This is a genomic window from Thalassospira permensis NBRC 106175, assembly GCF_000714555.1.
In the GTDB taxonomy this organism is placed as follows: Bacteria; Pseudomonadota; Alphaproteobacteria; order Rhodospirillales; family Thalassospiraceae; genus Thalassospira; species Thalassospira xiamenensis.
Map to the genome: position 1 here is coordinate 116415 of NZ_AUNC01000023.1, position 14288 is coordinate 130702.

The following is a 14288-nucleotide window of genomic DNA, read 5'->3' on the forward strand; positions in this document are numbered from 1 at the left end:
ATCGGAAAGTGAATCTTTTCATAGATTTATGCCGCATCTGCGAGATAACTTTTTTCTAATGCAGTGCTTCGGGCGTCCCGGATTGGTGTTTTGGCAGGCCAAAACTGATTATCCAGCCGATCAGAAGGAAGGCGGCCGAGACCACCAGACAGCCAACCAGACCGCCATACATATAGGCCAGTCCCGACAGGATGGTGCCAGTCAGTCGCCCGACGGCATTGGACATGTAATAGAAGCCGACATTCATCGCGACCCTGTCACCATCGGCATAGGCAAGGATCAGATAGGAATGCAGCGATGAATTGACCGCAAAGACCAGACCGAAGACCATCAAGCCGCCCAGAACGGCGATTTCGGGCGAGATATCAAACTGCACGGCGGCCGCAATGCCCGCGGTCACGATGATCAGGGCGAAAATCCACAGGCGCGCACTTTGGCCATCCGGGGTGCGCGTGCCTGCGCGCAGGATTTTGGGCGCAATCGTCTGGATGAAGCCATAGCCGATCACCCACAGCGCCATATAGGTGCCGACCTCGATATGGCCCCAGCCAAGATGGGTTGCCAGAAAGACCGGTAATCCGACGACAAACCAGATATCGCGCGATCCGAACAGGAACATGCGGGCGGCTGACAGGATATTGATCTTGCGATCCTTGGAAAAGACTTCGCGGAATTTGGGTTTCGGTTTGTTGGCCGGGGCGGCCATTTCGGGACCGATGGACAGGGCCACCGCAATCAGGATGACGGTCAGCCCGGTTGCCATCGCGAGCAACGCCCCGCCAAAACCAAGCCAGGCCAGAAGCGCACCGCCCATGAAAAAACCGGCCCCTTTGAGCGCGTTTTTCGATCCGGTCAGTAGGGCCACCCAGCGAAACAATGCCCCGTCGGCATTTTCGGGCACCAGAACCTTGATGGCCGACTTGCTGGACATTTTGGTCAGGTCCTTGGCCACACCCGATGCGGCCTGCAGGCCCATGACATAGGCAACCGATATCCACGGCAGCCAGTTTTCATTGGTCAGAGACAGGGCGGAAAGGGCGGCGATCTGGGTGATCAGCCCGGCAAACAGGGTAAAGCGAAGCCCGCGCGCCTGTGCGAGCCAGCCACCGACCAGATTGGTGATGACCCCGGCACATTCATAAAGGACAAACAGAAGGGCGATTTCAAAGGCCGAATATCCAAGATCATTGAAATGCAGCAGAACCAGCATGCGCAAAGCCCCGTCCGTCAGGGTAAATCCCCAATAGGCGGATGTGACAAGGGCATAATTGCGAATGGCCGATGACATGAAAATGATCCTAAAGGCTTTGGGCGACTTTGGCGGCCAGATCAACCATCCGGCAGACATAGCCCCATTCATTGTCATACCAGGCGAATATTTTGACCTGCCGTTTGTCGATCACCATGGTTGATCCGGCATCGATGATCGAAGATCTGGGATCGTTCAGATAATCGCAACTGACCAGCGGGCGTTCCTCGTATCCGAGAATCCCGGCAAGATAGGTTTCCGAGGCGGTGTGCAGCAGGTTATTGACCGTTTCGACATCGGTGTCGCAGGCGACTTCGAACACGCAATCGGTCAGGGATGCGTTCAGCAGCGGCACGCGCACGGCAATGCCGTTCAGCTTTCCGGCCAGTTCCGGGTAGATCATGGTGATGGCGGTGGCCGAGCCGGTGCTGGTGGGGATCAGCGATTGCAGGCTGGACCGTGCGCGGCGCAGATCCTTGTGCGGCAGGTCAACCACGGTTTGGGTGTTGGTCACATCATGGATGGTGGTGATGGCACCATGCACGATACCCAGTTTTTCGTGGATGACCCTGACCACCGGGGCCAGACAGTTTGTCGTGCAGCTTGCTGCGGTCAGAAGGTGATGGATTGCCGGATCATAGAGATCGTCATTGACGCCATAAACGATGTTAAGCGCGCCTTCCTTGACCGGGGCTGCGACGATGACTTTTTTCACCCCCTGATCAAAATAGGGCTGAAGCGTTTCGGGGGTTTTGAATTTGCCGGTACATTCGAAAACGATATCGCAACCCTGCCCGACCCAGTCGGTATCGCCCGGTGTGGCATTTTCCGAAAAGGTCAGGGTGCTTTGGCCATCAATGACAACCGTATCATCAATGCAGGTTACCGGATGATCCCAGCGCCCATGCACGGAATCGAATTCCAGAAGGTGGGCTGCGGTTTTCGCCCCGCCGCTGATTTCGTTGATATGGACGAATTCAAGGCCGGGATGGCCCCAGCCTGCACGCAAGGCAAGACGCCCCATGCGGCCAAAGCCGTTGATGCCGATACGGATTTTGCGGCTCATTTCGAGGACTCCTGAATATCAGGTCACTAACGGGGGCCGTTAGTGACCGTTTCGCGTTTTATGCGCTTTCGTTCGCGGGCATTCCGGTTTTGCCAATGTCGTCGAGCTTCTGTTGCAGCGACATCCGGTCAAGGGATGCGAAAGGCAGGCTCATGAAAATTGAAATCCGGTTGCGCAGCATGCGATAGGCATCGGCGAAGGCAAGGCGGATTTCGGCCTCGGTTCCGGTGGCACTTGCCGGATCGGGTACGCCCCAATGGGCGGTCATCGGGGAGCCGGGGAAAATCGGGCAGCTTTCCTTTGCCGTCTGGTCGCAGACCGTAAAGATGAAGTCGAATTTGATTTCGTCCTGCGCGGAATAGACTTCCATCGGCTTGGAGGAAAAGACAGACGGATCATCGCCCAGACTTTTGAGAAGGTCGATTGTATAGGGATGCAGATTGCCGCGCGGATGTGCCCCGGCACTATAGGCATGAAAATGCCCTGCGCCTTCACGGTTCATGATGGCCTCGGCCATGATGGAACGTGCGGAATTCCCCTGACACAGGAACAGGATGTTATAGGTACCGCCAGTCATGATGATGTCTCCGTCCGGTTATGCCGGTTTGGCGTTTCAACAGCAGGTCGAGGTCGATGTTTCGCCGGAAACCGCGATACCGCAAAGTTCCGGGCGGCCCTGACAGCAATCATCGGCAAGAAATCCCAAAAGATCACGCATAACATCGGGGACGATCCGATAGATGATCGACCGGCCATTGCGTTGCGATGTGATCAGTCCGGCCTGGCTTAGAACCGACAGATGGGTGGACATGGTGTTGTGCGGGACCGCAATGCTGCGTGCGAGGTCGCCTGCGGCCATGCCGTCTTCGCCCACGCGCACCAGAATCCTGAATGCTGCCAGACGGTGTTCCTGTGCCAGTGCGCCAAGGGCGCTGATTGCTGTATTTATTTCCATATGTCGGGAAATATTGACATGTTATGCAGAAGTCAAATGACGAATTTGTTTCAGCGATGGATGCGATCATGCCCGATATGACGATTTCACGGTGGCACGCGCGCCAAAAATCAGTACAGTGCGCGCCAACCCGAAATCATGATCAATGGATGAACCATGCCGACGATCGACGAGCAGGTATCGCGCCGCCGTACCTTTGCCATCATTGCCCACCCGGATGCGGGTAAAACGACACTGACTGAAAAGCTGCTGCTTTTCGGGGGTGCCATTCAGATGGCCGGTGCGGTGAAGGCGAAAAAGGAACAGCGTGGCGCACGTTCGGACTTCATGAAGATCGAACAGGATCGCGGTATTTCGGTGTCATCCGCCGTCATGACCTTCGAGTTTGAAAAGAACATCTTCAACCTGCTTGATACGCCGGGCCACGAAGACTTTTCCGAAGATACATACCGCGTTCTGACCGCAGTTGATTCCGCCGTCATGGTGATTGATGGTGCCAAGGGGATCGAGGCCCAGACGCGCAAGCTGTTTGAGGTTTGCCGCCTGCGCGATGTGCCGATCACGACATTTGTTAACAAGCTTGACCGTGAATCACGTGATTTCTTTGAACTGATTGATCAGATCGAACGTGACCTTGCGCTTGATGTGTCGCCGGTGACATGGCCGATTGGATCGGGCCGGGATTTCCATGGCTGTTACGATCTGGTCAATGATCAGCTTCTGTTCATGGAAAAAGGCGGCAATGTCGTCAAGGAAGCCATTCCGATCAAGGGGCTTGATGATCCGAAGCTTGATGAACTGATCCCGGATTACCTTCTGGAGAAGCTGCGCGAAGAAGTCGAAATGGTGCGCGAAATCTGCCCGCCATTTGATTTGCAAAGCTACCGGGAGGGGCATCTGACGCCGGTCTTCTTTGGTTCGGCGGTCAATAACTTTGGTGTGCGTGAATTGCTGCGCGGACTTGGCGATATCGCACCGACCCCGCGCCCGCAGGAAGCGGCAACGCGGCTGGTTGAGGCCAACGAGACAAAGGTTTCGGGCTTTGTGTTCAAGGTGCAGGCCAATATCGACCCGAACCATCGCGACCGTATTGCGTTCATCCGCCTGTGTTCCGGCCATTTCAAACGCGGCATGAAATTGAAGCATGTGCGCGCGGGCAAACAGATGGCGGTGCATAACCCGATGCTGTTCTTTGCCAATGAACGCGACATTGCCGAAGAAGCCTGGCCGGGCGATATCATCGGCATTCCGAACCACGGCACATTGCGCATCGGCGATACCCTGACCGAGGGCGAAGACCTTCGTTTCCGGGGTGTTCCGGCCTTTGCCCCGGAATTGTTGCAGAAGGTGCGCCTTGATGATCCGCTGAAGGGCAAACATCTTCAGCGCGCGCTTGAACAGCTTGCCGAAGAAGGCGCATCACAGGTGTTCAAGCCGATGATGGGGGCGGACTGGATCGTTGGTGTGGTCGGGCAGCTTCAGTTCGAGGTTCTGAAAGAACGTATTGCCGCCGAATACGGCATCAAGGTCCATTTCGAACCAACCCCGGCCTATGCCGCGCGCTGGGTGATGGGCAGCGATCCGCTGGAAATCAAGAAATTCCGCGATGCCAACCAGTCGGCTCTGTTCGAGGATCACGACGAAACGCTGGTGTTTATCGCGCGCAATGCCTGGCATCTTGAAACCACGCAACGCGATTGGCCGAACCTGAAATTCGAAGCGACGCGTGAACAGAATATGGTTGCTGCTTAAGGCGAAGTTTGAGTGCTTATATGAAAAGCCGCCTGACTGGGCGGCTTTTCTGCTTTTGGGGAATAAATTCGCTAAGGTTTCTTTTTTAGATGCATTTACGTTTGTTGCTGATTTGCATAAGGATTTCTTTATTAATTTTTTTATAATGTAGCGCAATCATATGTTGCTTTTATTGTTCGTCTGCTGAAATTATGGTTGTGAAAATGATGGATTAATGGGTGCAGTAGGGGTCATGAAAAAGTCGGATTTTAACCTTCATTTTGATTTTGCATTCGGTAATTATCATCATACAGAATTCGAAAAATGGTTTGCTGATATGGCGGCATCTGTGTTCGATACTGACTTTGAGTCAATCAAGGCTGGTGGAATACATGGTGATAAGAAAAGTGACGGTAGGCGAATTTCGACCGAAACAATTTATCAATGTTATGCACCTGAATCTCCGCGGACCTTTGCTGAAAATGCGAAAGCAAAAATACTAGACAGTTTCCCAGATGTGATTTCCTATTGGCCAAATCTGAAAGAGTGGGTCTTTGTTCACAACAATGTGGCAGGTTTGCCAACTAGTGCTAGTGATGCATTGGAGGAGCTTAGGAAGCAATATCCAAGCATCAGGATTTTTGCCCCATCGCCCCGCAGGTTCTTGAAAGACAATTTTCACGACAAATTGACGCTCCAGCAGCTGATCGACATATATCCATCAGCAAGCATGAATTTCATGAATGTAACGATGGCAGATATTCGTCCCTTGCTTAGGCGAGTGATGAACCATAGAAGCACGGTTTCTGTTAATGCACTTGATTTCGGTGACTTGCCAGATGAAGCAAAAATAGACTTCAATTCACTTAGCCCTGACGCCAAGTTTAATCTGCAGCGCGCCCGTCCTCACGTTGATGTTGTCGAGCGATATTTGACAGGGATGAATAACCCTCAAAATGCATCCAAGATCCAGGCCCAAATGAGGTCTAAGTACGAGGAAGCTAAGGATATGGAGTATAACTCGGATGAGATATTGGGTGAGTTAATTCAATTTGTTGGTGGAAGTACAGTTCCGGCAGAGAATGCTGCTGCCTATGTAATAGTTACATATTTTTTCGATGCATGCGACATTTTTGAAAATGTCCCGGATGACGCGCTATGTTGATGCCGACCAAACATGTAAAGACGGAAAACGCAATTATTGGTATCGGTGCTGACGTTTTAGCCCTGCTGGATCATGATAAAACAGTCTCGCGATTGTTCCATGACCTGCAACAGATTCGAACAGAGAAACAACTTTCTACCATTCACTTTGACTGGTTCTTGTTAGTTGTTGATTTTCTATTTTCTGTTGGGGCTGTTCGGTTCGAGCAGGGTGTTTTAAAGAAAATGAACCAATGATTATAAAGCTATCCAGTTCACTTTCTACATTTAAGACGCTGGAATTTAATCCGGGGCTTAACATTCTGCTGGCTGAGAGGCATGAAAGCTCTGGAGTGCGTGGTACGCGAAATGGGACCGGGAAGACGAGTTTCATTGAGCTACTGCATTTTCTGGTAGCAGAAAAGCGGAACAAGGAAGACGATTTTCACAACCCTTCACTGATCAACAATAAGTTTGAAGTGATTTTTGATAACAGTGGCTCACAACTAACTATTGAGAAAACAGCGGGAGAGGCTAGTGATCACCTGCTGGTCAATGGGAGAGAGGTCGCCGCGATAGATTTGCGATCTGAGCTTTCTCAAACTTGGTTTGGTTTAAATTCAGAAATCACGTCACAAAAATATAGTCCGAAGTTTGGTGCGCTTCTTTCCTATTTTATTCGCAAGGAGAGAAACGGTGGGTTTGCCGATCCTGTTTTGAATAGCACCTCCCAAAAACCTTGGGATAGTCAAGTGTGTCTATCGTACTTGTTGGGTTTTGATTGGCATTTACCGCAGAAACTCCAACTAAAAAAAGATGAAAAGAAAAACGCGGATGCCCTCAGCAGTATGATCAAAAGCGGTTACCTCACAGATGGGGAACTGGACCTTAAGAAAATGCAGGCCCGCGCAGACCTGCTAGATTCTGAGATTCAAGTAAAACGCAGAGAAGTTACATCAGCTACGGTGATTGACGGATACCGTAGTCACGAGATCTCGGCGAACGAACTGACAGCCAAAATTCGTGATATGAACGAAGCCAATCTTGAAGATATGGATTTGTGTGAAGACATTGAGCTTGCGTTGGTAGAAGTAGAAGATTCAGATATCAGTGATGTGCGTTCTCTTTACGAACAGGTTGGCATTTTCTTTCCCAATCAGGTTCAAAAGCGGTTTGAGCAAGTCGAACAGTTTCATCGGCAGGTTTCAAAGAACCGGCAAACCCATTTGAAGAAGGAATTGGAAAATGCTCGGAACCGTATTGAACTCCGCAGGTCTGAAATTGCTCGTTTGCAACTTTCCCTTTCAGAAAAACTAGCGCTTTTGCGTTCTGGCGTGGCGATTGAGAGATTAAGTCTTCTGCAATCGGAACTTAATTTTCTCGAGGTTGAGCATGCTGATTTACAACAACAAATCCCAAAATTTCAGAATGTTGCTAAAGACCAGAAGCGTTTGAAGCGCGAAATTGACGATCTTGTTGACTTAATAGAGCAAGATGTAATGGAGCGCTCCGCACCTCGTAAGGCGGCAGTACAGATTTTTGCAGAGACATCCCAAGCCCTTTATGATGACGCAGGGCAGCTTATCATTGGACGATCAAGAGGTATTGCCGGTCTTTCAATAGAAACAGACATTGCAGGCAAAAAGAGTGGCGGCAAGAACCACATGCAAGTGTTTTGCTTTGACTGGTTGTTGGTCGAGATGGCTAAAAAGAATGATCGCTTCCCAGGCTTCTTGGTTCACGACAGTCATATCTTCGATGGTGTGGATGCTCGTCAAATTGCATTGGCATTGCGATTGGCGCATCAAAAATGTGAAGAGCTTGGCGTGCAGTATATAGTGGCTATGAACTCGGATGACTTGCAGAAGGTTGAAGCTGAACTTGATGCAGACTTTTCAGATGATTTCGATTTAGACGATTTTATTCTGAAGACCCGGTTATCTGATCAACCGGGTGGCGGATTGTTTGGGGTGCAATTTTGAATGGCCGCGCAGCACTGACCGCCTGCGAATAGCTTGGTTGTTGCCCGACACGGGGCGTAATCAGGATGACAAAAAGCCGCCCCGAAAATTCCGGGCGGCCTTTTGTTTGCGTGTTGTGTCGTCAGCCGAGGAAATACCGCCCCGCCGCGACAAGAACCATGCCCGCGACCATCGCGGCAAACAGGTTGCGCACGACAATCATCGTAATCACGGTGGCGGCGGCACCAGCGATGCCGATGGGCCCGGCGGACAGGGCGCTTGGCACCCAGACGGAAATCAGGACCGCACCCGGAAGGCGTTCAAGCACATGCGCCCAGCGGCCGTGTTGCGGCAGGCGGTCGGCCATCAGAAGGCCGCCAAGGCGCATGCCATAGGTTACTGCCGCCATGCCAAGAATGGTCAGGACCGAGGCGGTGCTGAAGGTGGTCAGATCAGCGAAACTCATCATTTGCCAGCCTCCGTCGAATAGGTGCCTTCGGGGGCGCTATAAGCATCTGCTGCTATTTCAGTTTCGGGTGCGGTGTCGTCCATGTCCTCGCGCCATGTCAGGGCGGCCACAATCACCCCGGCCCCGGCTCCGGCAAGGATCGACCATGTGCCGGGCAAGGTGTAATGTCCGATCAATGATCCGATGGCGGCGGCCAGCCACGGCAGAAGATCAACCCGGCCCTTCCACATGCCAACCGTGAGTGCGGCAAAGACCGCGGTAAAGGCGAAATCAAGCGCATAGACATTCGGGTCGGGTATGCCCCCGCCCAGCAGATATCCGATGGTGTTGCCCGCCGCCCAGACAACGCCAAGAAAAATTCCGCCGCCCAGCAGGAAGCCCGGATTGGCAAGGTTTTCCTGGGTCATGGTCACCGCCCAGTTTTCATCAGCCACCATATGCATGCCGCAGATTTTGACCCAGAGCGGACGGCCACGAAACACCGGGCGCAGCGACGCCCCGATCAGGACATAGCGCAGATTGATCACCGCGGTTGCGACAATGATCGTCATACTGGGGATGGTTTCGCGCCACAGATCGACCGAAACGAATTGCGCCGATCCGGCAAAGACCGTGAGGCTCATGAACAGAAGTTCACCCAGCGACAGACCGCGCTGGGTGGCAAGCACGCCAAGCACCGCACCAAAGATCATGGTGCTGGGCAGCAGGGGCAGACAGGCGATGGCACCGCGTCTTACGGTGTCGGCATCAAAATGCCGGGTCGGGGCGGATTGGGGACGAGACATCTTGTGCGTTTCCGGTTCAGCCGTTTGATTTTTGTATTTTTACTGGTGGTGAGCGAGGAGCCTGCCCTGAACCTAGGGCGGTTCCAAACAGGAATATTGGACGATATTGCTGTTTCGCAATCTTGGCCGAGGCGATGCGGCACAAAACGCTTTAGCGGGATTTTTTGGCTGTGGGGGGAAGTCCCGCGATGAAGGCACCGGGGCTGACACCCCACATGGTTTTGAAATGACGGTTGAGGTGGCTTTGATCGGCATAGCCGGTGGCCGCCGCGACATCGGCGATGCCAAAGCCGTCAAACAGCATGCGTTTTGCGCGGCGCAGACGCATGTGATTGAAATAGGTGTGCGGTGGCAAGCCGGTGGCATGGCGGAAGACGCGTAGCAGGTGAAAGCGGCTGAGCCCGGTCAGGCTTGCCAGTTCATCAAGCGATATGTTGGCATCAAGATGGTCGGCCATATAGTCGATGACCGCACGCACACGTTTGTCTTCGGAGCCCGGTTGATAGGAAAAGGGCGGCGCATCGGCATGGCGAAGGGCGAGGCGGGCGGCACTGTATAGAAGCTGGCTGTCGCGTTCGAGCAGGGTTGTTGTCTGATCAAGGTCGGGGCGGAACATGCGGTGCAGGGATTGCAGTTGCAGATGCAGTTCCGGGTCATCGACCACATGATTGCCAAAAAACGGCAGGCCGGTGCTGTTGGGGGAGAGTTCGGCCACCAGATCGCCAAAGATTTCAGGCGCGATAAACATGATCTGATACTGGTAACCGTCATCGGATGCCGGGCCGCCGTCATGGACCTGCATCGGGTTCATCATCAGCAACTGACCCCGCCGGGCGACATAGTTGGTGCCGCCGGTCATGAATTGTTCGGCCCCGTTCAGGATGGTGCCGAACGCATAATAATCATGACTGTGTTTGGGAAAGGAAAACCGTTTGTAATCGGCTTCGAACAAATCAATGCCGTCTGCCGCCCGCCAGTGACGGGCGACTTCGCGGGAGGGGTTTGATTTCCGTGCGCCGCGCGACGGATCATGTCGAAGTGAATGCGCCATGGCGCAAGTATAAACATCCGATGGCCTTTCGGCTTGGACAATATTGTCACCGATACATTTGCCGGTTTTGCCGGTTTGATCGACCGGAAGCGAATCGGTAAACAGAGTGTAAATTTTGCCCGAAAGGGCCGCGGACATACGGATATGGTGCGCCTGAACGATGGTATAGAGTGCTTTCGTGTCGGGGATTTTGCGGTGCGGCAAATGTTCGAATGAACATTCAAAAGTCCCCATCTGTCCGTGTTGGCATAGACAAATGCGGATTTCATCTAACTGTTACAAAAACGACGGGAAACTCGGGTTAGAGACACGGGAAATATGTCCCCCATTCCGGATCATTGGAGATCCCATGTTTCTTGACCGTATTCGTATCGGTTACCGCATTTTTGCGGGGTTTCTTGCGCTTGTCATCATGCTGATCGGGTTAAGCGCCCTTTCATCATGGTATCTGCTGGGTTTTGGTGGTCATGCGGACCGTATTGCCAAAAGCACCCAGCTTGTCGGGCTTGCAAACGAATATGCGTTGAAGCTTGAACGGTTGTCGAACCAGGTTCTGCTGTTTGCCCAGACGGTTGATCCGCTGGACCGCGAAGGTATTGCGACAATTCGTGAAAGTGCAGAAGCCAGCGGTGCCGCGCTGATTGGTCAGCTTCGCGCCGAGGGCGATACCGAAAAAGCCGACGCGCTTGAAAGTCTGAATGCGGAATATATCGCAACCCTGGAGCCGCTTGTCCTGCGTGCCGAGAATTTGACGGCAGCGTCCGATACCATGCTGCTTGGTGCGCATCAGCTTGGCAAGTCGGCAGGCGAGCTGGTGGATTTCATCAGCAAACGTGATCCGGCACTGGCGGAAAAATATGCCGATAAACTTGGTGCCGCCAACCTGAGCGCAATTGTGAACAATCTGCAATATGCGATCCTGCGGACACCTGAATCGCTTGATACGGCGCGTACGCAAACCTCGGCGTTGACCGATCTTCAGGAAGAAATCAAAGGCTCGGTCGATGGGTTGAAACGCGCGGATAAAAAGCTGTTTTCCTATGCGATCCGCGATAATGACCTTTTAAAGCAGGGGGCGAACCAGCTTGAAGGGTCGATCGCGGGGTTCCGTCAGTCGATGGATGACTTCAAATCCGCCGTTCGCGAAGTTCAGGCAATTACCCAGAATATCCGCGAGGAAGCGGTTGCCGGTCAGAACATGCTGGTCGAGGCGGCGCATAGCGAGTCCGAAAGCAAGGCGATCACCAATATGGTGGTGGCCGGGATCGGGGCGCTGATTGCCTTTGGTCTGGCGATTGGCATCGCACTTAGCATTCTGCGTCCATTGGGACGTGTGAATGGCGATATGACGCGGTTGAGCGAAAACAACACCGATATCGACCTGATTGATTTCAATCGTGGTGATGAATTTGGCGCGATGTCACGCACGGTGGCGATTTTCCGCGAAAATGCCCTTAAGATCGAACAGATGGCCGAGGAACGCATCGCCCTTCAGCGCGAGGAAGAGGAAAAACGCCGGGCGTCGCTGGGTGCAATGGCCGAAACCATCGAAGGCGAAACCGCCGGGCTTGTACAATCCGTCACCCATCAGGTCACAAGGATGCGGGACGCGGTTGGCGAAGTGGCCGCCGCCGCAGAACGTGTGACAGGCCAGACCGAAATGGCAACCAGTGCGGCCACGCAAAGCCAGTCGCACGCCCATTCGATCAGCGAGGCGGCGACGCGGTTGTCCGATGCCATCGGATCGATTGCCAACCGGGTGGACCGGCAGCGCGCCATTGCGCAGAATGCGGTTAGTTCGACCAAGCAATCCGCCGAGGCGGTCGATGACCTTCGCGAAGTGGCAACCAGTATCGAGCAGATTGTCGATCTGATCCGCGGGATTGCCGGGCAGACCAACCTTCTGGCGCTGAACGCGACCATCGAGGCCGCACGCGCGGGCGAAGCGGGCAAAGGATTTGCCGTGGTGGCCGCCGAGGTCAAGAACCTTGCAGGCCAGACGGCACAGGCAACCGAACAGATCACCGCCCATGTCAGTGCGATGGGTAATGTGACGGATCGTTGTGTGCGGTCGATGGAAGAGGTCGGTGTGACCGTGCGCGACATGATGTCGATTTCCGAAGAAGTGGCAGGTGACGTCGAACATCAGCGCCGCGAGACAGAGGAAATCAGCCTTGCGATTGCATCAGCGAGCGATGCGGCCCTTCATGTCAGCAACGCCATCCAGGAGGTATCGCGCGATATCGAGGTCACGCGGAAACTGAGCGTTGATCTGACCCGTCGCGCCGATGAGGTTGACCGTAATGTGACGGAACTTTCGGGGTCGCTTGACCGGGCGGTGGAATCGGCTGCCAGCGACGAAAGCCGCGATGATGGCAGCGATGCGAATGATGCCGACATCGTCGAAAAGGACGCGCAATCCAATCTTGTTGATTTTCCGGCGCAGTATATGCGCGGGGCGGCCTGAACCAGACGGTTTTCGCCGTTTTTGACAACGGATTTCATGGTTGATGAGCCAAAAGCCTGTGCAGATCGTGCATGGGCTTTTGTGCTTTTGGGACGGCGGGAGTGATCCGGATCGGTTGAAGGAGCCTATTACCTGATGAGTACAAGTTGCGACATTTCTGATACAATTTTACGGTCGCTGCCCTTGGGGAACTAAAGTAAGTTCTATAGTCTTGAATTCAAGACATATTCAGCGATGTCTTTGTATCTTTCCAGAACACACAAGAACGGGCATTTGATGTCACGCACAGGTAGGCTAGCCGTATTTCTGTTGATTATTGCCGCAGTCGGGGGCGGCTGGTTTGCCTATGACAAAGGGATGCTGCCCTTTGTTGCATCAAAAAGCCAAACCGAAGGCGATGCTGCAAAGCGCACCGGCAACCCGGCGCTGCCGGTGATTGCCGAATATGCCAGCATCATGGAAGAAAAGACGGTTGTTGAAGCCGTTGGAACCGGCCGGTCAACATTGGGTGTTTCGATTTATCCGGCGGTTTCGGGCGAAGTCAGTGATGTTCTGTTTCATGCCGGTGAAAATGTATCGCGCGGGCAGGTTTTGCTGATCCTTGATTCGGATCGCGAACGGCTGGCGCGGGATCTGGCGTCCGTGCAGGTCAAGGATGCCAAGCAGCTTCTGGATCGTTACGAGCAGGCAAGGCCGCTTGGCGCGGTATCGGCAAGCGAGGTTGATGCGGCACGCACCGCCCTTGCCGAGGCGCGCATCCGTCTGGAACAGGCGGAAGTGGACCTGGCCGACCGGACCATTCTGGCACCGTTCAACGGCACGGTTGGTATTCCGCAGGTGGAGCCGGGCGACCGTGTGGACAGTTCCACATTGATCGCGACACTGGATAACGTTGAAAGTGTTCTGGTGGATTTCGAGGTTCCCGAAACCCGGTTTGAAAATGTGAAGATCGGCCAGTCGCTTCGGGTTGAGACATGGAGCCTTCCGGGGGAGTGGTTTGAAGGCACGGTCGATTCCATCGCCAGCCGTATTGATGCGGAAAGCCGCACCTTCAAGGTGCGTGCGCGCATTCCGAACCCGACCGGGCGGCTTTTGTCGGGCATGTCCTTTGCGGTTTATGTCGATATCGAAGGTAAAACCTATCCGTCGGTGCCGGAAATTTCCGTCCTGTGGGGCGATGGTGGCACCTATATCTGGCGGATCAAGGATGACAAGGTCGAACGTGTTCCGGTCCGCGTCGTAAAGCGGACACAGGGGCGTATCCTGCTTGAGGGGTCGATTGCCAAGGGTGATCTGATTGTGGTCGAAGGCGTGCTTCGCCTGCGGCCCGGCAGGGATGTGGCGGCAACCATCCGTGGTGGCGATGAAACCGGCGTTGCGCAGCGCAACGGCACCGGCGAAGGGTCGTAAC

13 protein-coding genes are annotated in these 14288 nt (G+C 53.8%); 6 read left to right on the forward strand and 7 right to left on the reverse strand.

The annotated features are described in order from the left end of the window. Positions 1–55: 55 nt before the first annotated feature. From arsJ to SMB34_RS12435, 4 genes are read right to left on the reverse strand one after another with little or no spacing between them, the layout of a single operon-like run. The gene (arsJ, locus tag SMB34_RS12420; RefSeq protein WP_084716596.1) at positions 56–1288 is read right to left on the reverse strand and encodes an organoarsenical effux MFS transporter ArsJ; all 1233 of its coding nucleotides are present in this window, start codon (positions 1286–1288) and stop codon (positions 56–58) included. A 10-nt stretch (positions 1289–1298) separates the two neighbouring features. After that, positions 1299–2315: an ArsJ-associated glyceraldehyde-3-phosphate dehydrogenase gene (locus tag SMB34_RS12425; RefSeq protein WP_037990476.1), complete on the reverse strand. Its 1017-nt coding sequence runs from the start codon at positions 2313–2315 to the stop codon at positions 1299–1301. A gap of 58 nt (positions 2316–2373) precedes the next feature. Beyond that, the gene (locus SMB34_RS12430; protein WP_007089168.1) at positions 2374–2892 is read right to left on the reverse strand and encodes an arsenate reductase ArsC; all 519 of its coding nucleotides are present in this window, start codon (positions 2890–2892) and stop codon (positions 2374–2376) included. Between the two features lie 36 nt (positions 2893–2928). Further along, positions 2929–3270 carry an ArsR/SmtB family transcription factor gene (locus SMB34_RS12435; protein ID WP_007089167.1) on the reverse strand — a complete coding sequence of 114 codons (342 nt, stop codon included), beginning with the start codon at positions 3268–3270 and terminating at the stop codon, positions 2929–2931. Positions 3271–3426: 156 nt separating this feature from the next. Here SMB34_RS12435 and SMB34_RS12440 point away from each other — a divergent pair, with 156 nt between their 5' ends. The 4 genes from SMB34_RS12440 (at position 3427) to SMB34_RS12455 (ending at position 8126) form a co-directional block, all read left to right on the forward strand. Beyond that, complete coding sequence (locus SMB34_RS12440; protein ID WP_007089166.1) at positions 3427–5022, forward strand: peptide chain release factor 3; 1596 nt, start codon at positions 3427–3429, stop codon at positions 5020–5022. A 214-nt stretch (positions 5023–5236) separates the two neighbouring features. After that, a complete protein-coding gene (locus SMB34_RS12445; protein ID WP_205618048.1) occupies positions 5237–6166 on the forward strand; it encodes an ABC-three component system protein in 930 nt (309 codons plus the stop codon). Then, positions 6160–6402, forward strand: coding sequence for an ABC-three component system middle component 6 (locus tag SMB34_RS12450; protein ID WP_037990477.1), 243 nt, complete (start codon positions 6160–6162; stop codon positions 6400–6402). Before SMB34_RS12445 ends, SMB34_RS12450 begins: the two co-directional genes overlap by 7 nt. Then, positions 6399–8126: a DUF2326 domain-containing protein gene (locus SMB34_RS12455; protein ID WP_037990478.1), complete on the forward strand. Its 1728-nt coding sequence runs from the start codon at positions 6399–6401 to the stop codon at positions 8124–8126. Before SMB34_RS12450 ends, SMB34_RS12455 begins: the two co-directional genes overlap by 4 nt. A 121-nt stretch (positions 8127–8247) precedes the next feature. Here the strand turns inward: SMB34_RS12455 and SMB34_RS12460 are convergent, their stop codons facing one another. The 3 genes from SMB34_RS12460 to SMB34_RS12470 form a co-directional block, all read right to left on the reverse strand. Next, on the reverse strand, positions 8248–8574 hold the full coding sequence (locus tag SMB34_RS12460) for an AzlD family protein (RefSeq protein ID WP_037990479.1): 327 nt from the start codon (positions 8572–8574) through the stop codon (positions 8248–8250). Further along, entirely contained in the window at positions 8571–9359 is a 789-nt protein-coding gene (locus SMB34_RS12465) for an AzlC family ABC transporter permease (RefSeq protein ID WP_037990480.1), read from the reverse strand. Before SMB34_RS12465 ends, SMB34_RS12460 begins: the two co-directional genes overlap by 4 nt. A gap of 151 nt (positions 9360–9510) precedes the next feature. After that, on the reverse strand, positions 9511–10644 hold the full coding sequence (locus tag SMB34_RS12470) for an AraC family transcriptional regulator (protein WP_037990481.1): 1134 nt from the start codon (positions 10642–10644) through the stop codon (positions 9511–9513). Positions 10645–10759: 115 nt separating this feature from the next. On the opposite strand from SMB34_RS12470, the gene SMB34_RS12475 reads away from it, so the two are divergent. Next, positions 10760–12877: a methyl-accepting chemotaxis protein gene (locus SMB34_RS12475; RefSeq protein WP_037990482.1), complete on the forward strand. Its 2118-nt coding sequence runs from the start codon at positions 10760–10762 to the stop codon at positions 12875–12877. A gap of 276 nt (positions 12878–13153) precedes the next feature. Further along, positions 13154–14287: an efflux RND transporter periplasmic adaptor subunit gene (locus SMB34_RS12480; RefSeq protein WP_037990483.1), complete on the forward strand. Its 1134-nt coding sequence runs from the start codon at positions 13154–13156 to the stop codon at positions 14285–14287. Position 14288: the final 1 nt, after the last annotated feature.

Bases quoted from the DNA above. Each gene is read 5' to 3' on its own strand.
- arsJ (WP_084716596.1), bottom strand. From the start codon at position 1,288: ATGTCATCGGCCATTCGCAATTATGCCCTTGTCACATCCGCCTATTGG.
- SMB34_RS12425 (WP_037990476.1), bottom strand. From the start codon at position 2,315: ATGAGCCGCAAAATCCGTATCGGCATCAACGGCTTTGGCCGCATGGGG.
- SMB34_RS12430 (WP_007089168.1), bottom strand. From the start codon at position 2,892: ATGACTGGCGGTACCTATAACATCCTGTTCCTGTGTCAGGGGAATTCC.
- SMB34_RS12435 (WP_007089167.1), bottom strand. From the start codon at position 3,270: ATGGAAATAAATACAGCAATCAGCGCCCTTGGCGCACTGGCACAGGAA.
- SMB34_RS12440 (WP_007089166.1), top strand. From the start codon at position 3,427: ATGCCGACGATCGACGAGCAGGTATCGCGCCGCCGTACCTTTGCCATC.
- SMB34_RS12445 (WP_205618048.1), top strand. From the start codon at position 5,237: ATGGGTGCAGTAGGGGTCATGAAAAAGTCGGATTTTAACCTTCATTTT.
- SMB34_RS12450 (WP_037990477.1), top strand. From the start codon at position 6,160: ATGTTGATGCCGACCAAACATGTAAAGACGGAAAACGCAATTATTGGT.
- SMB34_RS12455 (WP_037990478.1), top strand. From the start codon at position 6,399: ATGATTATAAAGCTATCCAGTTCACTTTCTACATTTAAGACGCTGGAA.
- SMB34_RS12460 (WP_037990479.1), bottom strand. From the start codon at position 8,574: ATGATGAGTTTCGCTGATCTGACCACCTTCAGCACCGCCTCGGTCCTG.
- SMB34_RS12465 (WP_037990480.1), bottom strand. From the start codon at position 9,359: ATGTCTCGTCCCCAATCCGCCCCGACCCGGCATTTTGATGCCGACACC.
- SMB34_RS12470 (WP_037990481.1), bottom strand. From the start codon at position 10,644: ATGGGGACTTTTGAATGTTCATTCGAACATTTGCCGCACCGCAAAATC.
- SMB34_RS12475 (WP_037990482.1), top strand. From the start codon at position 10,760: ATGTTTCTTGACCGTATTCGTATCGGTTACCGCATTTTTGCGGGGTTT.
- SMB34_RS12480 (WP_037990483.1), top strand. From the start codon at position 13,154: ATGTCACGCACAGGTAGGCTAGCCGTATTTCTGTTGATTATTGCCGCA.